Raw genomic sequence first — 21,923 nt, forward strand, 5'->3', positions numbered from 1 at the left:
GGCGTGGCAGCGCGGGAGGATCCACCGGAGGTGCCCGGGTTTCGGGCTATCTCTTCGGGGCCTCGCCCATGCCGCCTGGCGGGGGCGGTGCTGGTGGTGGCGCCGTTCGAGGTCAGCCGCTTCGGCCTGAGCTACCGCTCGGCAAGCGAGATCCGGATTGATCTGAGCACTGTCGCGCCCGGTGCCTACCGGGTGCTGGCGGTACATAATTTTCATACGGAAGACTGCAATCCCTGCCTCACAGAGTGTGTGGCCGGTGTGTTTCTGGCGGCCCGCCGCAGTGACGGCAGCTGGGAGGCGCCCGAGCGATTCCCCATCGAATGCCGGGCGGTCGGGGTGCTGGGCACGCTGCAGGTGCCGGACGATGCCGGCCTGGCGGAGCTTTTGCCGTGATCACCAACACCACCGAGCGCAACTTCGACGTCATCGAGATCACCAACGAGATGCCGCACAACCGCATGGGCGGCGTCGGCAGCGTGATCGAGTCGCTGGCCAGCGGCTTTGCGGCGATTGGCGTGCGCGCACTGTGGTACGTCACCGATCACGAGTACCAGCCTTACGAGGTGGAGGCGATCCTCGGCAGCCATCCATGCGTGGCCGTGGGCAGCGAAGCGGAGCTCGCCCACTTTCATGCGCCGGTGGTGCACATCCACTCCTACAACCATCGGCCGGGGCTGCTCGACGCCACTGGGGGCGCCCGGTCCGTGTTCACCATCCATTCCCTGCTGGCCTACGAGGAGATCTCGAATGCGGTGAATCTCCACGGCGCGGTGATGGATCAGGAGCGCCTCATCGCTGCCTGCGACGAAGTCGTGCTGGTCTCCGAGGCCGAGCGACGCTACTACCACACGCTGGGATACCAGCGCCTCAATCCGCGCGTCAGCGTCGTTGCCAACGGCATCGTGCCGCCGGCTCCCGTGCTCGCACGACCGCGCCGCAATGTGCTGGGCTATTGCGGTCGGCTGGTGCCGCGCAAGCATCCGGAATATGTCCAGATGCTCCTGACCGAACCGGCATTCGACGGCTTCGAGGCCATGATCGCCGGCAAGGCCTTCAGCGCCTACGCGCGCGATCTGGTGCATGACCTGGGGATCGAGGCGCGGGTGCGCTACCTGGGCTGGTGCGGCGGCGCCCGTCTGGAAGCCTTCTTCAATGCGATCGACGTCCTGGTACAGCCGTCCACCTACGAACCCTTCGGCCTTGCCGCGCTGGAGGGCGCGGCCCGTGGCATCCCGGTGGTCTGTACGCCGGTCGACGGGCTGGTGGAAGTGCTGGGCGAGCACGCCATCTACTGCGACGACACCAGCTATGGCGCCTTTTGCCTGGCCATGGAACGCTGGCGCAAGATGGATGCCGACGCCCTGCAGGCCATGGGTTCGGCTGCGCGCGCCCGGGCCCTTCAACAGTTCACCGACGTGGCCATGGCACGCCGCTATCTGGAACGCTTCAGGGCCTTGTCCGGCCTGAGCCTTGAGACCAAGGAGCACACCCCGTGACCGACGACTTCCACCTGCCACCCGGCTATGCGCACCTGAAACCCGATTGCGAGCGCTTCTTCCAGGATCACCCGGATTACAGCCGCAACGTGTTCATCATGACCCGCTTCGACTCGGGCAACCGCCTGCTTGCACAACTGGACGAGGAATTGCGTCGGGCGCTGTGCCGTCAGGGCCTCAAGGGCTTGCGCGCCGACGACCGGATGTATCCGCGCGACCGCCAGGTGTGGACCAATGTGTGCGTGTACATGCTGTGCTGCAAGTACGGTCTGGCGGTGCTGGAAGACCGGGTCAAGGACGAATTCAATCCCAACGTGGCGCTGGAGTATGGCTTCATGCGGGCGCTGGACAAGCCGACCCTGCTGCTGGCGGACGTCGGATTTCGCAACCTGCGGGCCGACATCGTGGGCACCTTGCGCGAACCCTTCGACATCGTCGACATGGCCACCAGCCTGCCAACCGCGATTGGCAACTGGAGCCGCGATCTCGGGGTGCAGGTGCGCGCCCTGCCCGGCGAGCTGCCGGCACAGGCCCTGAAGATCCACCGCCGCCTGCTGAACATCCGCTGCGCCCAGCTGCTGCGCGACGAGGACAAGAAGCGCAAGGAAACCAACGACGAGTTCTGGTACCTGGGCGAAGAGATCGCAGCCTATCGTGTGCTGCTCGAGCACCGGCCAAACACCGAGCACGCCGCGGCAGTGGAACGAGCCCAGCAGCGACTGGTGGATGCTCACGATTTTTCCGTGCTGGCAGAGATGATCCAGCGCTTCGCCGACCTGGCTCAGACACCCGCATAGGGACGGCGTGCATCGGCTGGAAGCCAGAGCCTGCGAGTGTTACGCAGTGGTGAAGAAAGAGTTCGACCGCCTGCTGCCCTATTCGATCGACACGTGAGTCGTTTCGTGAGCAACCTGGCTTCGAACCTGCAGCAGCAATACAGAGGGCACGTCATTCAGGATTGTGCCAGTCATGCTCCGGCTTGCCGGCCAGTCTTTGGCCCGCGCCCGACCAGCCCGCAGGACATGTTGCCCACCGCACAGACGACCACCGCTCACCGCGTAGCATTAATCGTATTGGCTTGGCCATGCGCCCCGACTTCCTGCGGCGATCTGCGGCCATCACGGACCACACTGGAGATCCTGTCATGCTGATTATATTCAAGTCCGCCGCCAGCGGTAACGTGATTACCCTTGAGCAAAATGGCAAGGAAATGCTGGAGGTGCTGGGCAGGGACCAGGATGCACAGCAAGGGATCATCACCGTGGAGCAACTTCCCGACGCGATTTCACGCGTCAGGCAGGCCATCGACGCCGACGTCGCCGCGCATGCCGGCCAGCCCCCCGTTGACGACACCGAACACACCCCGGACGGCGACATCTCCTTCCATCAACGGGGTCTGCCTTTGCTCGAACTGCTGGAGCACTCACTCGCCGAAAAAGCCCCCGTCACCTGGGGCGTATAGACCTGCGACGACGGCCACTCGGCGGTATTTCAGGTCACACGGACGGATGCCACGCAGGCACAACCGAAGCGGCGTGATTGCGGGCACCCAGGCCCCTCGAACACCGGCGCCGATACATCACGACACTTGACCGCCGGGGGCTTGAAACCGGCGCTGGCGGGTGCCGTGCAGCCACCAAAAACATCATGCCAAAACCATGATTGAAGCATGCTTGCATATGCTCGCATTATCTGCGGTCGCGCCGGCTGCGGCCCTGAAGTCGCACCCGGTCAAGCTCAGCAACAAGTTCACCATCGTGTAACCGTAATTGCCACCGCAAGATCAGTTCGTGCGCCAGCAGACAGACGGACACGCGCCAGTGGCTCATATTCAGTCTATCCAAACCAGCAGACCTGACTGAACTCCGGCCGTGGCAAGGAACAGTGCATGTCCGGCAAGGGTGGCCGACACGTCGCTCACAAGCCAGCCCATCAAGGAAGCACCATGAACAAGGATCAAGTCGCCGGACGTATCGAGGAAGCCAAAGGCAAGGCCGTTGAAATCGCCGGAAGGATCGTCGGCAAGGAGGAACTGCAGCAGCAAGGCAAGGTTGAGCAGCTCGGCGGCAAGCTTCGAGCCGGCTATGGCGACCTGAAGCAGGAAGTCGCCAAAGCCATCAGCAAGGCATAGGCCCTTATCGAGCCCGGCTCCGAGGCGTTCGACGGGAGCCGAACGCGCATCTGCAAGGCGTTGATGCCGTCGCATTGAAGAGGAGGTTGAAATGTCATTGGGAACGATTCTGCTGATCGTGCTGATCTTGATGCTGATTGGCGTACTTCCGAGTTGGCCGCACAGCCGCAGCTGGGGTTACGGCCCAACTGGCGGGCTGGGACTGGTGGTCGTTGTCCTGCTCATCCTGGTGCTCCTAGGCAAGATCTAGGCCCAGCGCAGACCAATCCGCTGCCTGTTTCCGAACGGCGCCGCGGATGTGGTCTGTCGAACGTTATCGGGGATCGAATCAAATTGAGTACTGAATCCCGCATTGCCAGATATCTGCAGTACATGAAGACACGCTTTGGCAGCGGGCGCAGCCAGAGTCAGGCACGTGACGATGAACTCCCGCTGCGATCGGAGCTGTTCAGTGCCGATCAGTTGGCGTTGTACGGCAAGGCCCTGGCCAGTGGGCATGTGCTGACGCCGGGCCGCCCATCGGACCAGTTGCTGAGCCGCCTGGCCGACAACGAACGCACGCTGGTCGAGGTCTGCACTCAGCTCACGGCTGCAGTGGCCGAGGGCAACCGCGTTACGCCCGGCGCGGAATGGCTGCTCGACAACTTCTATCTCATCGAAGAGCAGATCGGCACGGCCAAGCGTCTCTTGCCGAAGGACTACAGCCTCGAGCTCCCCCGACTCGGCAAGGGACCATCGACAGGACGGCCGCGGGTCTACGATATCGCACTGAAAACCATTGCTCATGGCGATGGCCGTGTCGATGCCGAAGGTCTCAGCCGCTTCGTGGCGTCCTACCAGACGATCACTGTCCTCAAGCTCGGTGAGTTGTGGGCCATTCCGATCATGCTGCGCCTCGCCGTCATCGAAAACCTGCGCCGTGTCGGCGTCCAGATCGCCGCCGCCTGCGCGGAACGGAAGCAGGCAGATGTCTGGGCAGACAAGCTGACGCAGACAGTCGAATCCGACCCCAACAGCCTCATCCTCGCCATCGCCGACATGGTGCGCTCCGAGCCTCCCATGGTCAGCGCCTTTGTGGCGGAATTCGTGCGTCGGCTTCAGGGACACGGCCAGGCGCTGGCGCTCCCCCTGACCTGGATCGAGCAGCGACTCGCCCAATCGGGCCTGACCATCGCCCAGCTCGTGCAGGCGGAGAACCAGCGACAGGCCGCAGACCAGGTCTCGATCAGCAACAGCATCGGCAGTCTGCGGGTACTTGGCGCCATGGACTGGCGCGACTTCGTAGAGAGCATGAGTCTGGTCGAACAAACACTGCTCGGCGATCCGGGTGGCGCATACGAACAGATGGATTTCGCCACCCGCGATCGCTATCGGCATGCCACAGAGGAAATTGCCAGAACGAGCGACATGACCGAGGTAGAGGTCGCTCGTAAAGCGGTCGGGCTGGCACGCGCCGGCGCGAGCGACGATGCAGGCACCGAATTCGCGAGTCGCAGCGCCCATGTGGGCTACTACCTCGTCGGCAGAGGCCGTCCGGCGCTGGAGCGGGCAACAGGCGTTCACCTTCGCGGAACCGCGGCAATACGCAGGTACGCCAGCGCAAAACCGCTGTTGCTGTATCTGGGCGCGGCGGGACTGCTCACCGTGCTCATCAGCGCCATCCTGCTTGCTCAGCTTGTCCCTGCGCTGGCGGTCTGGGCCCAACTGCCCGCTGCCGTCATCGCACTGCTGGCAGCAAGCCAGGTTGCGATTGCCCTGGTCAACTGGCTGACAACCCTGCTGGTCACACCACGCCCACTACCCCGCCTGGACTATAGCCTTGGCATTCCAGCCACTTCACGCACGCTCGTGGTGGTGCCGACGCTGCTGACCAGCGCGGCCAATGTTGATGCCCTGCTGGAGGCACTTGAAGTACGTTTTCTCGCCAATCCGGATGACAGCCTGCACTTCGCCCTGCTGACGGACTTTCTCGATGCGGATCAGGAGTCACTGTCCGGGGATGCGGGCCTGGTGGCATTGGCCCGGGAAGGTATCGACACACTGAACCAGAAATACCCAAGGGAAGGAAGCGGCATCTTTCTTCTGCTTCACCGCCCGAGGCGGTGGAATCCCCAGGAAAGAATCTGGATGGGGTGGGAGCGCAAGCGCGGCAAGCTGGCGGACCTGAACGCCCTGCTGCGGGGACGGAGCGAAGCGCGCTTCTCCGAGATCGTCGGCGACGTTCCGGTGCTCTCCCGGATCAAGTACGTCATCACACTGGACACGGACACCCAGCTCCCGCGGGATGCTGCGCAACTGCTCGTGGCCGCCATGGATCACCCCCTCAACCGCCCCCGCTACGATATCGAGACGCGCCGGGTCGTCGAAGGCTACGGCATTCTTCAGCCTGGCCTGGGTATCAGCCTGCCGGGCGCAAGCCGCTCGCGCTATGCGCACCTGTATGCCGGCGAGCCGGGAATCGACCCGTACACTCGGGCGATCTCGGACGTTTACCAGGACGTGTTCGGAGAGGGCTCGTTCAACGGCAAGGGAATCTATGACGTAGATGCCTTTGAGCGGGCAATGGACGGGCTCCTCCCGGAGAACCGCATTCTCAGCCACGACCTTCTGGAAGGCTGCCATGCGCGCTCGGGCCTGATCAGCGACGTGCTCTTGTACGAAGACTTCCCGGCACGCTACAGCGTGGATGTAAGTCGCCGCCATCGCTGGATTCGTGGCGACTGGCAGCTGGCTGCGTGGCTGAAGAGCTCGGTGCCCTGTGCATGCCCGTCAGGGACAGGCGGAAACCTTACCCACAGACGGCGAAATCCGCTGTCATTGCTGTCTCAGTGGAAGCTGACCGACAACCTGCGCCGCAGCCTCGTCCCCACCGCCGTATTGCTGCTCTTCGTGACCGGCTGTGCAGTCCTGCCTGCCATCGGCCTGTGGACGCTTTCAATCATTGCCATCCTGCTTCTTCCTGGCATGGTCACGGCCTTGCATGGCCTGCTTCGCAAGCCCGAGGGCTCGAGGCTGGTTCAGCACCTTGTCACCGTTGGCCAGAATACGGCGCGCCACCTCAAGCAGGTGAGCTTCGAACTGACCTGCCTCCCTTACGAGGCCTGGTTCAGCCTCGATGCGATCCTGCGTACCCTCTGGCGGATGAGCGTCAGCCATCGCCGACTGCTGCAGTGGCAGCCCTCCAGCGAAGTCGACCGCGAAGCCTCCACGCACCAGCGCAGCGGCCTTGGCGCTGCATTCCGGAGCATGGCCGCCGGCCCTGTGATCGCGGGCACGATCGCAATCTGGCTGGCCATCGACAAACCGGATTCCCTGCTGTTCGTCGCCCCCCTGTTGCTGCTCTGGTTCGCATCTCCCGCCATCGCCTGGTGGATCAGTCGCCCAGTGTCACGCCGGGAGGCCGCCCTGACGACCGAACAGACCCTGTTCCTGCGGACACTGGCGCGCCGGACCTGGGCCTTCTTTGACACATTTGTCGGCCCTGCCGACCACTGGCTTCCCCCCGACAACTTTCAGCAGTACCGCAAACCCGTCGTCGCCCACCGCACGTCGCCGACCAACATCGGCCTGGCCTTGCTGGCGAATCTGACGGCCTATGACTTCGGCTACCACCCCGCCGGAAAGCTCGCCGAACGCACCTCCCGTACGCTTGAGACCATGGCGGGCCTTGAGCGCTACCGCGGCCACTTCTACAACTGGTACGACACCGAAACCTTGCAGCCGCTGCCACCGCGCTACATCTCTACGGTCGATAGCGGCAATCTCGCGGGCCACCTCCTCACCTTGCAGGGCGGCCTCCTTGCCCTCGCGGATGACCCCATCCTGCCACCCCAGCTGTTCGACGGCTTGAATGACACCCTGGAACTCCTGTTCGAGACCAGCCAGTCAGCAGACCACGGCCCCCTTATCGCATTCAGACAGACGCTGAACGGGATTGCAGACGCACCCGGGCAGACGCTCGGAGCAATCCGGACGGCCCTCGAAGTGCTGGCGGACAGCAACGCAGTCATCATCGCCCAGCGCATCGAAGCGCCTGCCGAGACCGGAAACACACCGCACGCAATCGAGGCCAACCGTTGGGCCCAGGCCCTGGCGCAGCAGGTGGACGACGCGCTCGCCGAGCTGACCCATCTGGCGCCGTGGCTGCAGCTGCCTCTTGCACCGCCGGGGCTGATGGACATCGAGGCCAGGATGCCCGGCATTCCGACGCTGCAGGCGCTGGCGAAAATGGACACGCTGCTGTGTCCGCAGATCGACGAGGAGGCCGACGCCAGCGCGACCAACGCCGAACGCAGCTGGCTTGTCGATCTGCAGGACGCAGTCATCAAGGCGAGCAGCCGTGCGCGCGACCGCATCGCGCGCCTGCAGGCACTTGCCCGGCAATCCGGCGATTTTGCGCTCATGGAGTACGACTTCCTGTTCGACAAGTCACGCCATCTGCTGACGATCGGCTACAACGTGCAGGAACGGCGCGTGGACGGGAGCTGCTACGACCTGCTGGCCTCCGAGGTGCGGCTTGCCAGTTTCGTGGCGATTGCCCAGGGCCAGTTGCCCCAGGCGAGCTGGTTCGCACTCGGCCGGCTGCTCACCAGTGCAGGCGGCAAGCCGGTGCTGCTGTCGTGGAGCGGGTCGATGTTCGAGTACCTGATGCCGCTGCTGGTAATGCCCACCTATGACAACACCCTGCTCGACCAGACCTGCAAGGCAGCGGTCGCACGACAGATCGATTACGGGCAGCAGCGGGGGGTGCCCTGGGGCATTTCGGAGTCGGCGTACAACACGGTGGATACCCAGCTGACCTATCAGTACCGCGCTTTTGGCGTACCCGGCCTGGGACTCAAGCGCGGATTGGCCGACGATCTGGTCGTGGCCCCCTACGCATCGGTCCTGGCGCTGATGGTCGCCCCCGAGGCGGCCTGCCGAAACCTCCAGCGCCTGGCGGCCGAAGGCTTCCTTGGCCAATTTGGCATGTTCGAGGCCATCGACTACACGCCTTCGCGGCAACGCCGGGATCAGGAGTGGGCAACGGTGCATGCCTTCATGGCGCACCATCAGGGCATGAGTCTGCTCGCCCTGGCCTATGAAATACTCGACCGCCCGATGCAACGGCGTTTCGAATCCAATCTTCAGTTTCAGGCGGTCATGCTCTTGCTCCAGGAGCGGATTCCGAAAACCGCCATCCTGTTCTCCAACGCAACCGAGTTCTCCGACCTGCGAACGGGTTCAGTCCCCGCAGCGGTCCCGATCAGGCACTTCACGACTGCGGACACGCCCGCACCCGAAGTGCAACTGCTGTCCAATGGTTCCTACCACGTGATGCTGACCAACAGCGGCGGGGGCTACAGCCGCTGGAAAGATCTCGCCGTGACACGCTGGCGCGAGGACGGCATCGAGGACAATCACGGCGCCTTCTGTTACGTCCGCGACCTGACGCCGGGAGGCGGCAATGCGTTCTGGTCAACGACCCACCAGCCTGCGCTCAAACGCACAGACCGCTATGAAGCGATCTTCTCCGAGGGGCGAGCCGAGTTTCGGCGCTGGGACAGGCTCGCAGGCACGGATGAAGGCGAGCTCGAGACCTACACCGAAATCGTCGTGTCGCCGGAGGATGACATCGAGCTGCGCCGGGTCCGCATCACAAACTGCTCACGGCAACGCCGGGACATCGAACTCACCAGCTATGCCGAAGTCGTGATTGCACCGCCCGCTGCGGACGCACTGCACCCGGCCTTTTCCAAGCTCTTTGTCCAGACCGAGATTCTTGCGCAGCAGCAGGCGATCCTGTGCATGCGCCGGCCCCGCTCGGCGAACGAGCCGACGCCGTGGATGATGCACCTGATGATCGTCCGTGGCCCCCAAGCCGAAGCGGCATCGTTCGAAACCGACCGCCTTCGCTTCATCGGACGCACCCGCACGACCGCCGACCCTGCGGCGATGCATGAAGCCGGCGCGCTTTCCGGCACCTGTGGATCGGTGCTCGACCCAATCGCAGCGATTCGCCAGATTGTCTCCATCGAACCCGAGCAGACAGTGACCCTCGACATCGTCTCCGGCATGGCGCCGACGCGGGAAATGGCCGTCTGCCTGGTAGACAAGTTCCAGGACCGGCACATGGCAGACCGCGTCTTCGATCTGGCGTGGACGCACAGCCAGGTGGTGCTGCAGCAGATCAACGCCAGCGAATCCGACGCCATGCTCTACGCGCGCCTGGCCGGTCCGGTGATTCACGCAAACGCCAGATTGCGGTCAGACCCCGCGCTGCTGATCAGGAACCGCCGCGGACAGTCCGGGCTGTGGGGCTACGCCATATCGGGCGACCTGCCCATCGTGTTGCTGCAGATCGGCAACGCCGCCCATATCGACCTCGTCCGTCACCTCGTGCAGGCGCACGCCTACTGGCGCCTGCGCGGGCTCGCCGTGGACCTGGTGATCTGGAACGAGGACCATGCCGGCTACCGGCAACGCCTGCAGGAAGAGATCATCGGGCTGATCGCCTCGGACATGGGCGCCAGCGTGATCGACCAGCCGGGCGGAATCTTCGTGCGTCCGGCCGAGCTGATTTCGGCCGAGGACCGGCTCCTGTTCCATGCCGTAGCCCGGGCCGTGATCACCGATGGCAATGGGAGTCTGGAGGAACAGCTAGACCATCGCCCCCCCGCCAAAGCGGCACCCATGCCCGCCCTCAAAGCCGTTAGCCGGGCCTACGCTGACAGCCCGGACGCTGCCGTCGATTGCGGTGAGCGGATCCTGTTCAACGGGTCGGGCGGCTTCACCCCCGACGGCCGCGAATATGTCATCACCCTGGCGCCCGGACAGGTCACCCCCGCCCCCTGGGTCAACGTCCTCGCAAATGCCCAGTTCGGGACCATCGTGTCAGAGAGCGGCTCGGCCTACACCTGGAGCGAGAACGCGCACGAATTCCGCCTCACGCCCTGGCACAACGATCCGGTGAGCGATCCCAGCGGCGAAGCCCTCTACCTGCGGGACGAGGAAAGTGGCCTGATCTGGTCTCCCACGCCACTGCCGGTGCGTGCCGCCAGCCCGTATGTGATCCGCCACGGCTTTGGCTACAGCGTTTTCGAGACCCGGTCGATGGGCATTCATTCATGCCTTACTGTATTCGTGGCGAAGGATGCCGCGGTGAAGTTCATGGCCTTGAAGCTCAGGAACGACTCGCCCCGGCCGCGGCGCCTTTCTGCTACCGCCTATATCGAGTGGGTACTCGGGGATCTGCGCGAGAAGTCGGCCATGCATGTGAGCACCGAGCTCGCCTCGCCCAGCGGTGCGCTGTATGCGCGCAACCCCTATGGCACCGAATTCGGCGGGCGCGTCGCCTTCCTCCACACCGACGCACCGAACCGCACAGTCACAGGCGACCGGGCAGAGTTTCTGGGGCGCAACGGAAGCCTGCAGGCCCCGACGGCGCTGAAGCGTGCCGGGCTGTCCGGTCGGGTGGGCGCAGGGCTGGACCCCTGCGGCGCCATCCAGGTGGCTGTCGAACTTGCGCCGGGCGAGGAGCGCGAGATCGTGTTCCGCCTCGGGGCAGGGACTGATCTTGCCGAGGCCGCCGCGCTCGTGCAGCGCTTCAGCGGCACCGCCGCGTCGAACACGGCGCTGGACGATATCAAAGCGTACTGGCGCGATGTGCTCGGTGTCGTGCAGATCGCTACGCCAGACCCAGGCCTCGACGTACTCGTCAATGGCTGGCTGATCTACCAGGTGCTGGGCGGCCGCCTGTGGGCGCGCAGCGGTTACTACCAGTCGGGAGGCGCCTTCGGTTTCCGCGATCAGTTGCAGGATGTGATGGCCCTTGTGCATGCGGCCCCCGACCAGGTGCGCGCGCACCTGCTCCTGTGCGCGAGCCGCCAGTTTGTGGAAGGAGACGTGCAACACTGGTGGCACCCACCCTCAGGCCGCGGCGTACGTACCCGATGTTCCGACGATTTCCTGTGGCTGCCCCTGGCGGTGAGCCGCTATGTGACGGTCACGGGTGATAACGCGGTACTGGACGAATCGGTACGATACCTTGAAGGCCGTCTGATCAATTCGGAGGACGAGTCCTACTACGATCTGCCCGGGCACTCCAGCGTCAGCGCCACCCTCTACGACCACTGCGTGCAGGCCATCCGTCACGGACTCCGACTGGGCGTACACGGTCTGCCCCTGATGGGTTCCGGGGACTGGAACGACGGCATGAACCGGGTGGGGCTCGCCGGCAAGGGCGAGAGCATCTGGCTGGGCTTCTTCCTGTGTGAAGTGCTCCGGCAGTTCGCCGCTTTGGCGACCAACCGGGGCGATACGGCCTTTGCCTCCCTGTGCACCGCGCAACGGGAAGACCTGCGGCGCAATCTCGAGGCGCATGGCTGGGACGGCGAATGGTATCTGCGGGCCTACTTCGACGACGGTTCGCAGCTGGGCTCGGCCGCCAACACGGAATGCAGGATCGACTCCATCGCTCAAAGCTGGGCCGTACTCTCGGGCGCGGGTAATCCTGCTCGCGCCCGCACTGCAATGAGCGCAGTAGACCAACACCTGGTGCGTCGTGGCGATGGTCTCATCCAGCTCCTCGACCCTCCCTTCGACCGGATGGACCTCGACCCGGGCTACATCCGCGGCTACGTGCCTGGCGTCCGCGAAAACGGCGGCCAATACACCCATGCTGCGGTGTGGGTCGCGATGGCCTTTGCCGAACAGGGTGACGCGCTGCGCGCATGGGAGCTGTTCAGGCTGATCAACCCGGTGAACCACGCGCTGTCCGCAGAAGCCGTTGAGGTCTACAAAGTCGAACCGTTTGTCGTCACGGCCGACGTCTACGCCCGCGCGCCCCACGCCGGTCGGGGCGGCTGGAGTTGGCATACCGGCGCCGCCGGCTGGATGTACCGACTGACCGTGGAGTCGCTACTGGGTCTGAAGCGCGAGGGCGATGTCCTGCACATCAACCCTTCCCTGCCTGCCGACTGGCCCGGCCTCACGATGCGGTTCCGCCATGGAAGCACGTCCTACAACATCGTCGTCTCCCAATCCGGCGGCGGCGAAGCCGGGGTAACTCGCATGGAACTGGATGGCGCCGAGGTGCCCGGGCGGAGCATCCCGCTGCTGGACGACCATCTGAAGCACGATCTCCACGTCCGGGTCGGCAGCGGCGATCCCGGCGGGTAGGCCCAGCCCCCGCCGGGCTGGTTTCTGCAACAAAAACTTCATCCTCGTTCGTCCATATTTCGATAATATTCGAACTATGGAAACGTTAAACGCAGCCGAACTCCTCGCCGCCCTGGGTCATGAATCCCGCCTGAGCATCTTCAGACTGCTGGTGGAAGCCGGACCTGAAGGCGTTCATGCGAGTTCAATCGGGGAGCAGCTCGGCATGGCGCCGGCCACGCTGTCCTTCCACCTTGCGCATCTGAGCCGGGTCGGGCTGATTCGCGGGCAGAAGGAGAGCCGCTTCATCCGCTACACGGCCGAGTTTCCAACCATGGACGAACTGATCGTCTTTCTGACCAGCAACTGCTGCCAGGGCGAGGCCTGCCTGCCCAAGGCAAGCGCATGCAGCACGGCGGCACAGGGTCGAAACCTGAAGACCGACACACACACCTGCAAGGAGCCCTGATTGTGGAACGCCCGCTCAACGTCCTGTTTCTGTGCACAGGCAACTCGGCCCGCAGCATTCTGGCCGAAGCCATTCTGAACCACTCCGGGAAGGGACGCTTCAACGCCTTCAGTGCCGGCAGCCACCCCAGCGGCACAGTCAATCCCCTCGTCCTCGAACTGCTCAAGCAGCAGGGATTTGCCACCGAGGGCCTGCGCAGCAAGGCCTGGTCCGAGTTCGCCACACCCGACTCACCCAAACTGGATTTCGTGTTCACCGTGTGCGACAACGCCGCGGGTGAAGTGTGCCCGGTCTGGCCCGGCCAGCCGATGACGGCGCACTGGGGCATCGAAGACCCGGCAGCGGTGACGGGTGACGATACTGCCAGGCGTCAAGCCGTATCCAGGGCGCTGCACATGCTGAATCGTCGTATCGCGCTCTTCACCAACCTGCCCTTTGCCAAGCTCGACCGCCTGTCGTTACAGAACAAGCTCGACACCATCGGCGACTTGCGCAAGCAGGGCGAATGAACACCAACGACTGAAAACAATACCGAAATGAGTACTCTCAAGACCGTGCTGGTGTTATGCACCGGAAACTCCTGCCGCTCGCAGATGGCCGAAGCGATCCTCAACCATGAGCTTGGCGACCGGGTTCGCGCCCTGTCGGCGGGCACGCTGCCGCAGCCGAAGGTTGCCGATGGCGCGATCGAGGCCTTGAAGGCCGCCGGCCTGCCGACCGCGGGCCTTCACCCCAAGACCATCGACGCCGTGATCGACGAGCCGATCGACCTGGTGGTGACCGTGTGCGACAACGCCAAGGAAAGCTGCCCGATCTTCCCGCGTGTGGTGCCGCGCATGCACATGCCCTTTCACGACCCGCATGGCGAACCGCTGGAGAGTTTCATCAAGGTACGCGACGAAATCCGGACGCAGCTGATTCCCGCTGTCCGGACTGCACTGGAGCGGTGAACGATGTCTGCACAATGTGAAGCAACTGCCAAGCTTGCCGCCGGCGCGCCGATGAGTGTTTTCGAGCGCTACCTGACGGTGTGGGTGTTCCTGTGCATCGTGACCGGGATTACGCTCGGGGAGTTCGCACCGGGCGTGTTCCAGACCATTGGCCGCATGGAATACGCACAGGTGAATCTGCCCGTCGGCCTGCTGATCTGGGTGATGGTGATCCCGATGCTGGTCAAGGTCGATTTCGGCGCGCTGAATGAAGTCAGGCAGCACGTGCGCGGCATCGGCGTGACCCTGTTCGTGAACTGGCTGGTGAAGCCGTTCTCCATGGCATTTCTCGGCTGGCTCTTCATTCGCCACCTGTTTGCGCCGATGCTGCCGGCCGATCAGATCGACAGCTATATTGCCGGCCTCATCCTGCTCGCCGCGGCGCCGTGCACCGCGATGGTGTTCGTGTGGAGCAAGCTGACCAATGGCGACCCTTTGTTCACGCTGTCGCAGGTAGCGCTGAACGACGCCATCATGGTGTTCGCCTTCGCGCCGCTGGTCGGCCTGCTGCTTGGCATCTCGGCAATCACCGTGCCGTGGGCCACACTGGTGACCTCGGTGGTGCTGTACATCGTGATCCCGGTCATCATCGCCCAGGTGTGGCGCAAGATGCTGCTTGCCAAGGGCCAGGCCGCTTTTGACGCCGCGATGGAGAAGATCGGCCCGTGGTCGATTGCTGCACTGCTGCTGACGCTGATCCTGCTGTTCGCCTTCCAGGGCGAGGCGATCCTCCGGCAGCCGCTGATCATCGCGCTGCTGGCCGTGCCCATCCTGATCCAGGTGTTCTTCAATTCGGCGCTGGCCTACTGGCTGAACCGTGCCGTCGGTGAGAAGCACAACGTGGCCTGCCCGTCTGCGCTGATCGGTGCGTCGAACTTCTTCGAGCTCGCGGTAGCCGCTGCCATCGCCATCTTCGGTTTCAACTCGGGCGCGGCGCTGGCTACGGTGGTGGGCGTGCTGATCGAAGTGCCGGTGATGCTGCTGGTGGTGAAGGTCGTGAATTCGTCGAAGGGCTGGTACGAAGCCCGTTAGTCTCCAGGAAGATCGTCATGAAAAAACTCGAAGTCTTTGATCCTGCGATGTGCTGCTCCACCGGCGTGTGCGGTGTCGATGTCGACCCGGTGCTGGCCCAGTTCGCGGCCGACCTGAAGTGGGTCGAGGAACACGGTATCAGCGTCGCGCGCCACAACCTCGGTCAGGAGCCCCAGGCTTTCGTGGCCAACCCGGCGGTGGTCAAGGAGATGGAAGCGGGCATGGAGCGCCTGCCCATCCTCGCGGTGGACGGCCACATCGTGTCGACCGGCATGTACCCGTCACGGCTGCAGCTGGCGCAAAAGCTCGGCATTACGCTGACCCGCGACGAGAAACCCCGCATCAAGGCCGGCAGCCCGTGCTGCTCGCCCGACTCCGGTTGCTGCTGAGGCAAGGGAGCAGACCATGGCATTGCCCGACACCTACACGCGCTACCTGTTCTTTACCGGCAAGGGCGGTGTCGGCAAAACCTCGCTGTCCTGCGCCACCGGCCTCGCCCTGGCGGACGCCGGCAAGCGGGTACTGATCGTCAGCACCGACCCTGCGTCCAACCTCGACGAAGTGCTCGGCCTTGCGCTGAGCCAGACGCCCACCGCCGTGCCGGACGCCCCCGGCCTGTTCGCACTCAACATCGACCCGGAAGCGGCGGCGCACGATTACCGCGAACGCATGGTCGCCCCCTATCGCGGCATTCTTCCAGACGCGGCCATCCGCAGCATGGAAGAACAGTTTTCCGGCGCGTGCACCGTCGAGATCGCAGCCTTCGATGAGTTCTCCAAGCTGCTTGGCGACCCGGCATCGACGGCAGGCTTCGACCACGTCATCTTCGATACTGCCCCCACAGGGCATACGCTGCGCCTGCTCACCCTGCCATCGGCGTGGAACGAGTTCATCGACTCCACCACCGGCGGTGCATCCTGCCTCGGCCCCCTGGCCGGGCTGGAGAAGCAGAAGTCCCTCTATGCCGCCACTGTCGCGCGACTCGCCAACGCGGCAGAAACCACCGTCATCCTGGTGAGCCGTCCCGACGAGGCGTCGCTGCGGGAAGCGAACCGGACCTTTGGCGAACTCACCGAACTGGGCATCAACAACCAGATGTGCGCGATCAACGGCGTGTTCGCCACCGCTACATCCGACGACGCGATCGCACAGGCGATGTCGCGCCGCGCCGCCGACGCCCTTGCCCGGATGCCGGCGCGACTCGCTGCACTGCCCGGCGTAACCATCCCCTTCCTGCCCCGGGGCACGGTCGGACTGGCCTCGCTGCGGCTTATGGCCCATCCGGAAACGGCTGCGATTGCCGACGCTGCGCACACGCCCTCCACCGCACTGCCTCCGGGAATGGCAGGGCTGGTCGATGAAATCGCGCGAGCCGGGCACGGTGTCGTGATGACCATGGGCAAGGGCGGCGTGGGCAAGACCACGGTTGCCGCCGCCATCGCGCTGGCACTGGCTCAACGCGGAAACAAGGTCGTACTCTCGACCACTGACCCGGCAGCCCATGTGGCGGCCGCGCTCGATGCCAGCGAGCCCGGGCTGAGCGTCGCCCGCATCGACCCGGACCGCGAGGTAGCGCACTACACCGAGGAGGTGCTGGCCAAGACCCGCAACAGCCTGGATGCCGCCGGCCGCGCAATGCTGGAAGAAGATCTGCGTTCGCCCTGCACCGAGGAGATCGCCGTGTTCCGCGCCTTTGCGCGCACCATCGACGAAGGCAAGGACGGCTTTGTGGTGCTCGATACCGCGCCCACAGGCCACACCATCCTGCTGCTCGATGCGGCCGAGGCCTACCATCGCGAAGTGATGCGCACCCAGGGCGACATGCCCGAATCGGTACGCGAACTGCTGCCGCGCCTGCGCGACAAGGCCTTCACCCACGTTTTGATCGTCACCCTGCCCGAGGCGACGCCGGTGCATGAAGCCGAGCGCCTGCAGGCCGACCTGGCCCGTGCCGGCATCGAGCCCTTTGCATGGGTGATCAACCAGTCATTGCTCGCCAGCGGCACGCACGATCCGCTGTTGAGCCAGCGCGGAGAGGTCGAGATACCCTTCATTCGCCGGGTGGCCGACGAACTGGCCACGCGCAGCGCGCTGATTCCGTGGCTTGCGACCGCCCCCGTGGGCACAGCGGGCCTGGCGCAGATCACGCGCTGACCGCACCCACGCGGAGCCGGCCGGCCCGGTGAGCGCTGTTCACAGGCCGATGCCGGGCCTGTCGCCGAGCAAGGCCCTGCGCGTCACCGGGCGCTTCAGTTGCTCAAGCCACCATTGCAGCGCCCGGCCCGGTTCGCTGCGGTCGCGCGTGAGCCAGACATAGCTGACCTGCACCTTGCGCTCGGTGCGGGCCACCGCCTTCGCCACGAGCCGACCGGAATCGATGTAGGGCTGCGCGAAACAGCTCATCAGAAAACCCGCACCAATCCCCCGCACATGCGCATCCACCTTGGCCTCCACACTGCCCACGGTAAACACGTCCTGCCCTGGCAGCAGTCCGGTGGTGATGCCTGTGCCGCGCGGATTCGAGTCCGCAATGGCAACAGCACGATGCTGGCGGATCACTTCGTCGCTCAAGGGCTCGGGCTCACGCGCGAGCGGATGATGGGGTGCCACGGCGAACACGAATCCGATCTCGCCGATGTTTTCCCGCTGCAGGCCCGCGGTGCTCGCCCCCTCGACCCCCATGCCGGCAAGGGCGAGATCCGCCTGCCCCGAGGTGAGCGCCTCGAGCGTGCCTGACAGCACCTCGTCGCGCAGCTTCAGGCGAGTGGGAGGGTTCATGGCGAAGAAGGCTTCGCACAACTCCATCACCGTCAAGCGGTTGATGAGGCCGTCGACCGCAATCGTCAACTGCGCCTCCCAGCCCGTGGCGACGCGCTTGACGCGGTTGGCCACGGCGTCGATATCGGCCAGCAGGCGCCCGCCTTCCCGCAGCAGCTCCGCACCCGCCTCGGTGAGCCGGGCCTGACGCGAGCTGCGGTCGAACAGCAGCACGTCGAGCGCATCCTCGATCTGACGCACGCGGTAAGTCAGGGCGCTTGGCACCACGTTCATTGCGCGTGCCGCGGCGGCAAAGCTGCCGGTGCGGGCAATGACCTGCAGCATGGCCAGAGCGTCGGGGGTCAGTGCCTCTCGGGGCGTCAGCATGCGGCACTCCTTCATTCAAATAATTTGAATGATGCCATCAAATCCGCAGACTGATCAGCCCGCCCCCCGCCACCACAATGGATCCCATCAACAAGGAGATCCAGACATGATGAGCTTACGCAAATCACAGGACCGCGGCCACGCAGATCACGGCTGGCTCAAGAGCCAGCACTCGTTCTCGTTCGCCGGCTACTACGACCCGGCACACATGGGCTGGGGCAATCTGCGCGTGATCAACGAAGACCGCGTGGCAGCGGGCACCGGCTTCGGCAAGCACGGCCACCGCGACATGGAGATCATCAGCTACGTGCTGTCGGGCGAACTGGCCCACCAGGACAGCATGGGCCACATCAAGGGCATTCCGCCCGGCGATGTGCAGCGCATGAGCGCCGGTACCGGCGTGACCCACAGCGAGTTCAACCACGCCCAGGACCAGACCACGCACTTCCTGCAGATCTGGATCGAGCCAAACGTCACCGGCATTGCGCCGGGCTACGAACAGAAGACGATCCCGGAAGCGCAGAAACGCGGCGCCCTGCGGCTGATCGCCTCACCCGATGGCGCACAGGACTCGGTCACGATCCACGCCGACGCCGCGCTCTACGCCGGGCTGTTCGACGGTGACGAAAGCGCAGCGCTGACGCTGGCAGCGGGACGCAAAGGCTATGTGCATCTGGTGCGCGGCACGCTCGACGTCAATGGCCAGACGCTCTCGAGCGGCGACGCGGCTCTGCTCGCAAACGAGACGCACATCGCACTGAGCCACGGCAAGGATGCGGAAGTCCTGGTTTTTGACCTTGCTGCATGAACACAACACACCCCTGACCCCAAGCACCTGCCCCCAACCCAAGACAGAACCCACTAAAGGAATCGCCATGTTCAACACCCTTCAGAACCCCCTCAGCCTCGTTGGCCGCCTGCTGCTCGCCGCTCTCTTTCTTCCGGCGGGGATCGGCAAGCTGACCGGCTTCTCCGGCACCGTCGGCTACATCTCGTCCGTCGGACTCCCGCTGCCCGAAGTTGCTGCGGCACTTGCGCTCGTCGTAGAGATCGTCGGCGGCCTGGCCCTCATCGCCGGCTTTGGCACCCGTCTGGCAGCGCTCGTACTGGGCGTGTTCACGCTGGTCGCATCGTTCTTCTTCCACAACTACTGGGGCGTTGCGGCCGAGCAGCAGTTCGTTCAGCAGCTGCTGTTCTTCAAGAACGTCGCCGTCGCAGGCGGTCTCTTCACCCTGGCCGCCCTCGGTGCCGGCGCCTGGAGTATTGACGCCCGTCGCGCCGCGGCCTGATCCCTTTCCGATGTACGCCGGCCACCGCCTGCGCCCTGCATGCGGTGGCCAAGGAATGCAGTACCCCCTCAAACTGAAGCAAGGAGCAAGAAATGAGCAAAGTCGTCGTGGTTTATCACTCCGGTTACGGTCACACCCAACGCATGGCGGAAGCCGTTGCCGCAGGCGCTGACGCCCGGCTCATCCCGATCGATGGCGAAGGCAACCTGCCCGAGGGCGGCTGGGAGCTGCTTGCCGCTGCAGACGCCATCATCATGGGCAGCCCGACCTACATGGGCACCGTGAGCTGGCAGTTCAAGAAGTTTGCAGATGCCTCCTCCAAGGCCTGGTTCGGCCAGCAGTGGAAGGACAAGGTCTTCGCCGGCTTCACCAACAGCGCCACGATGAACGGCGACAAGCTGTCCACGCTGCACTACCTGTTTACGCTGGCGATGCAGCACAGCGGGATCTGGGTGGGCACGGGCATGATGCCGAGCAACACCAAGGCCGCTCAGCGCAACGACCTGAACTACGTCGGCTCGTTCAGCGGCGCGATGGCGCAGTCGCCGTCCGACAGCAGCCCGGACGAAATGCTGCCGGGTGACCTGGAAACCGCGCGCCAGTTCGGCAAGCGCGTCACCGACGTCACAGCCCGCTTCAAGGCCTGAGCCTGAGCAGTCGGGCGCACCAGGGCTCACCGCCCCCGCGCCCGACACCGCGCATGATCAGGCGCAGCGCCAGCTCAATGCCGGCCACTTGCGCGCCTTGGCGACGGCAGCGAGGCGCTCGTCGGCATTGACCACGACCGGGTGGCTGACCGCTTCGAGCAGGGGCAGATCGTTTGCCGAGTCGCTGTAGAACCGGCACGCCTTGAGTGCGCCCTCATCCATGCCCCGAGCCCGCAGCCATGCAATCAGACACGGCTGCTTCTGCTCGCGAAAGCAGATCGGCCCCTCGATACGCCCGGTAAGCGCGCCCTTGCGCACCTCGGCCCGCGACGCGATGACAGGCACATCGAGCAGCTCACCGATCGCATCGGACAGAAAGCTGTGGGTCGCGGTGATGATCGCCAGCGTGTCGCCCTGAGCGCGATGTTCGGCCAGCGCAACCAGCGCCTCCACACTGATGCGCGGCGCAATGCAGGATGCAACGAAGGCCTTGCGCACGGGCAGCCAGTCGCTCAGCGGCCGCTCCCCCAGCAGGCCCAGGTGAAAGCCGTAGTAGTCGGTGATGTCGAGCTGTTCTGCCGCGTAGCGCGCCATGTAGTCGGCCTGGGCTGCCAGTACGGTGGCGGGCACATGGCCGTTGTCGACCAGGTATTCGAGCCACAGGGTATTGCTGTCACCGTCGAGCAGGGTGTGATCGAGATCGAAGAGCGCAAGAGACATTGGGTTTGATCGTGTATTAAAGGTTTGGGGCAGACCGGCTCAGTCGATGAGCTGTCCGTCCGCATCGAAAAATGGATAAGGACCGTCATAGTCGCCGACCACTGCGCCATGGCTGACGATGCGGCCGTCGGCCCACCAGTGCAGCATGTAGCCCGGCGGCTCCATGCGGAAACAGCTCGGCGCGTCGGGGCGGATATCGAGCGCCACCTGATGTGCCGGACTCGGGCTGGTCAACACCCGACGCCCGCCCACGGTGGTCTGGATGTTGCGGTGCAAATGGCCGCACAGAATAAGCTCGATCTGCGGATGACGCGAGACGATTTCGGCAAAGGCCTCGCGCCCGGTGAGCCCGATGTCGTCCATGTGGCCGATACCGGTCAGGAACGGCGGATGGTGCATGACCACCAGCGTCGGTTTGTCGGCAGCCTGACTCAGCGTCGCATCCAGCCATTCGAGGCGCTCGCGGCACAGTTCGCCCCGCCCGGCGTTCGGCACCAGGGTGTCGAGGCCGACGATGCGCAGGGGGAAGCGATCCTCGATCGCGAACTGCAGAAAGCCGGAGGACGGCAGATAGCCATCGTCGGCAAAGGCCGCACGCAGGGCCTCGCGCTCGTCGTGGTTGCCGGGCACGACCACGATCGGCTGTTTCAGAGGGGCGAGCAGGGTCTTGAGCCAGGCGTACTCCTCGGCCCGCCCGAGATCGACGAGATCGCCACTCATCACGATCAGGTCCGGCTGCGGGTCGAGCTTCAGCACCTCGGCCACGCAGCGCTGCAACATGGCCGCGGTATCGACGCGCTGGTAGGCGAGCTTGCCAGGCAGCTTGATGTGGGTATCGGTGATCTGCGCAATCAGCATGGTCGCACTC

General features: G+C 64.6%; 19 protein-coding genes. 16 read left to right on the forward strand and 3 right to left on the reverse strand.

The features are described from left to right. Window positions 1–96: 96 nt before the first annotated feature. The 13 genes from CEW87_RS02560 to arsA all read left to right on the forward strand — a co-directional run bounded on the left by CEW87_RS02560 (window position 97) and on the right by arsA (window position 17,409). Window positions 97–393, forward strand: coding sequence for a hypothetical protein (locus CEW87_RS02560; protein ID WP_159098063.1), 297 nt, complete (start codon window positions 97–99; stop codon window positions 391–393). Then, window positions 390–1,496, forward strand: a complete 1,107-nt coding sequence (locus CEW87_RS02565) for a glycosyltransferase family 4 protein (protein ID WP_159098064.1) — start codon at window positions 390–392, stop codon at window positions 1,494–1,496. The genes CEW87_RS02560 and CEW87_RS02565 overlap by 4 nt, the downstream gene beginning before the upstream one ends. Beyond that, on the forward strand, window positions 1,493–2,293 hold the full coding sequence (locus CEW87_RS02570; RefSeq protein ID WP_108971330.1) for a hypothetical protein: 801 nt from the start codon (window positions 1,493–1,495) through the stop codon (window positions 2,291–2,293). Before CEW87_RS02565 ends, CEW87_RS02570 begins: the two co-directional genes overlap by 4 nt. A 347-nt stretch (window positions 2,294–2,640) precedes the next feature. Further along, window positions 2,641–2,958 carry a DUF1840 domain-containing protein gene (locus CEW87_RS02575; protein ID WP_108971331.1) on the forward strand — a complete coding sequence of 106 codons (318 nt, stop codon included), beginning with the start codon at window positions 2,641–2,643 and terminating at the stop codon, window positions 2,956–2,958. 483 nt (window positions 2,959–3,441) lie between these two features. Then, entirely contained in the window at window positions 3,442–3,627 is a 186-nt protein-coding gene (locus CEW87_RS02580; protein ID WP_108971332.1) for a CsbD family protein, read from the forward strand. 97 nt (window positions 3,628–3,724) lie between these two features. Next, complete coding sequence (locus tag CEW87_RS02585; protein ID WP_420094149.1) at window positions 3,725–3,877, forward strand: DUF3309 family protein; 153 nt, start codon at window positions 3,725–3,727, stop codon at window positions 3,875–3,877. Window positions 3,878–3,960: 83 nt separating this feature from the next. Beyond that, complete coding sequence (locus CEW87_RS02590) at window positions 3,961–12,786, forward strand: GH36-type glycosyl hydrolase domain-containing protein (RefSeq protein ID WP_234421642.1); 8,826 nt, start codon at window positions 3,961–3,963, stop codon at window positions 12,784–12,786. Window positions 12,787–12,862: 76 nt separating this feature from the next. Continuing rightward, window positions 12,863–13,234, forward strand: a complete 372-nt coding sequence (locus CEW87_RS02595; RefSeq protein ID WP_108971335.1) for an ArsR/SmtB family transcription factor — start codon at window positions 12,863–12,865, stop codon at window positions 13,232–13,234. Then, on the forward strand, window positions 13,231–13,743 hold the full coding sequence (locus CEW87_RS02600; RefSeq protein ID WP_420094150.1) for an arsenate reductase ArsC: 513 nt from the start codon (window positions 13,231–13,233) through the stop codon (window positions 13,741–13,743). The genes CEW87_RS02595 and CEW87_RS02600 overlap by 4 nt, the downstream gene beginning before the upstream one ends. A 27-nt stretch (window positions 13,744–13,770) precedes the next feature. Continuing rightward, window positions 13,771–14,184 (forward strand): arsenate reductase ArsC, encoded by a 414-nt coding sequence (locus CEW87_RS02605; protein ID WP_108971337.1) that lies wholly within the window; start codon window positions 13,771–13,773, stop codon window positions 14,182–14,184. Between the two features lie 3 nt (window positions 14,185–14,187). Beyond that, on the forward strand, window positions 14,188–15,255 hold the full coding sequence (arsB, locus tag CEW87_RS02610; protein WP_108949458.1) for an ACR3 family arsenite efflux transporter: 1,068 nt from the start codon (window positions 14,188–14,190) through the stop codon (window positions 15,253–15,255). A 17-nt stretch (window positions 15,256–15,272) separates the two neighbouring features. Next, complete coding sequence (gene arsD / locus CEW87_RS02615; protein ID WP_108971338.1) at window positions 15,273–15,644, forward strand: arsenite efflux transporter metallochaperone ArsD; 372 nt, start codon at window positions 15,273–15,275, stop codon at window positions 15,642–15,644. Window positions 15,645–15,660: 16 nt separating this feature from the next. Further along, window positions 15,661–17,409, forward strand: a complete 1,749-nt coding sequence (arsA, locus tag CEW87_RS02620; RefSeq protein WP_108971339.1) for an arsenical pump-driving ATPase — start codon at window positions 15,661–15,663, stop codon at window positions 17,407–17,409. 39 nt (window positions 17,410–17,448) lie between these two features. Here the strand turns inward: arsA and CEW87_RS02625 are convergent, their stop codons facing one another. After that, window positions 17,449–18,399, reverse strand: coding sequence for a LysR family transcriptional regulator (locus CEW87_RS02625; protein ID WP_108971340.1), 951 nt, complete (start codon window positions 18,397–18,399; stop codon window positions 17,449–17,451). 106 nt (window positions 18,400–18,505) lie between these two features. On the opposite strand from CEW87_RS02625, the gene CEW87_RS02630 reads away from it, so the two are divergent. From CEW87_RS02630 to CEW87_RS02640, 3 genes are all read left to right on the forward strand, one after another. Continuing rightward, window positions 18,506–19,207: a pirin family protein gene (locus CEW87_RS02630; protein ID WP_108971341.1), complete on the forward strand. Its 702-nt coding sequence runs from the start codon at window positions 18,506–18,508 to the stop codon at window positions 19,205–19,207. A 67-nt stretch (window positions 19,208–19,274) separates the two neighbouring features. Then, window positions 19,275–19,688, forward strand: coding sequence for a DoxX family protein (locus tag CEW87_RS02635; protein WP_108971342.1), 414 nt, complete (start codon window positions 19,275–19,277; stop codon window positions 19,686–19,688). Window positions 19,689–19,780: 92 nt separating this feature from the next. Next, window positions 19,781–20,335 carry a flavodoxin family protein gene (locus tag CEW87_RS02640; RefSeq protein WP_108971343.1) on the forward strand — a complete coding sequence of 185 codons (555 nt, stop codon included), beginning with the start codon at window positions 19,781–19,783 and terminating at the stop codon, window positions 20,333–20,335. A 57-nt stretch (window positions 20,336–20,392) separates the two neighbouring features. Here CEW87_RS02640 and CEW87_RS02645 read toward each other — a convergent pair whose 3' ends face one another. Next, window positions 20,393–21,055: an HAD family hydrolase gene (locus CEW87_RS02645; protein WP_108971344.1), complete on the reverse strand. Its 663-nt coding sequence runs from the start codon at window positions 21,053–21,055 to the stop codon at window positions 20,393–20,395. A gap of 39 nt (window positions 21,056–21,094) precedes the next feature. Continuing rightward, a complete protein-coding gene (locus CEW87_RS02650; RefSeq protein WP_108971345.1) occupies window positions 21,095–21,913 on the reverse strand; it encodes a phosphodiesterase in 819 nt (272 codons plus the stop codon). Window positions 21,914–21,923: the final 10 nt, after the last annotated feature.

It is taken from the genome of Parazoarcus communis (assembly GCF_003111665.1).
GTDB lineage: Bacteria > Pseudomonadota > Gammaproteobacteria > Burkholderiales > Rhodocyclaceae > Parazoarcus > Parazoarcus communis_B.

Excerpts from the sequence above, each read along its gene's own strand:
- CEW87_RS02575 (WP_108971331.1), top strand. The coding sequence starts at position 2,641 with ATGCTGATTATATTCAAGTCCGCCGCCAGCGGTAACGTGATTACCCTT.
- CEW87_RS02580 (WP_108971332.1), top strand. The coding sequence starts at position 3,442 with ATGAACAAGGATCAAGTCGCCGGACGTATCGAGGAAGCCAAAGGCAAG.
- CEW87_RS02595 (WP_108971335.1), top strand. The coding sequence starts at position 12,863 with ATGGAAACGTTAAACGCAGCCGAACTCCTCGCCGCCCTGGGTCATGAA.
- CEW87_RS02605 (WP_108971337.1), top strand. The coding sequence starts at position 13,771 with ATGAGTACTCTCAAGACCGTGCTGGTGTTATGCACCGGAAACTCCTGC.
- arsB (WP_108949458.1), top strand. The coding sequence starts at position 14,188 with ATGTCTGCACAATGTGAAGCAACTGCCAAGCTTGCCGCCGGCGCGCCG.
- arsD (WP_108971338.1), top strand. The coding sequence starts at position 15,273 with ATGAAAAAACTCGAAGTCTTTGATCCTGCGATGTGCTGCTCCACCGGC.
- arsA (WP_108971339.1), top strand. The coding sequence starts at position 15,661 with ATGGCATTGCCCGACACCTACACGCGCTACCTGTTCTTTACCGGCAAG.
- CEW87_RS02625 (WP_108971340.1), bottom strand. The coding sequence starts at position 18,399 with ATGCTGACGCCCCGAGAGGCACTGACCCCCGACGCTCTGGCCATGCTG.
- CEW87_RS02630 (WP_108971341.1), top strand. The coding sequence starts at position 18,506 with ATGATGAGCTTACGCAAATCACAGGACCGCGGCCACGCAGATCACGGC.
- CEW87_RS02635 (WP_108971342.1), top strand. The coding sequence starts at position 19,275 with ATGTTCAACACCCTTCAGAACCCCCTCAGCCTCGTTGGCCGCCTGCTG.
- CEW87_RS02640 (WP_108971343.1), top strand. The coding sequence starts at position 19,781 with ATGAGCAAAGTCGTCGTGGTTTATCACTCCGGTTACGGTCACACCCAA.
- CEW87_RS02645 (WP_108971344.1), bottom strand. The coding sequence starts at position 21,055 with ATGTCTCTTGCGCTCTTCGATCTCGATCACACCCTGCTCGACGGTGAC.
- CEW87_RS02650 (WP_108971345.1), bottom strand. The coding sequence starts at position 21,913 with ATGCTGATTGCGCAGATCACCGATACCCACATCAAGCTGCCTGGCAAG.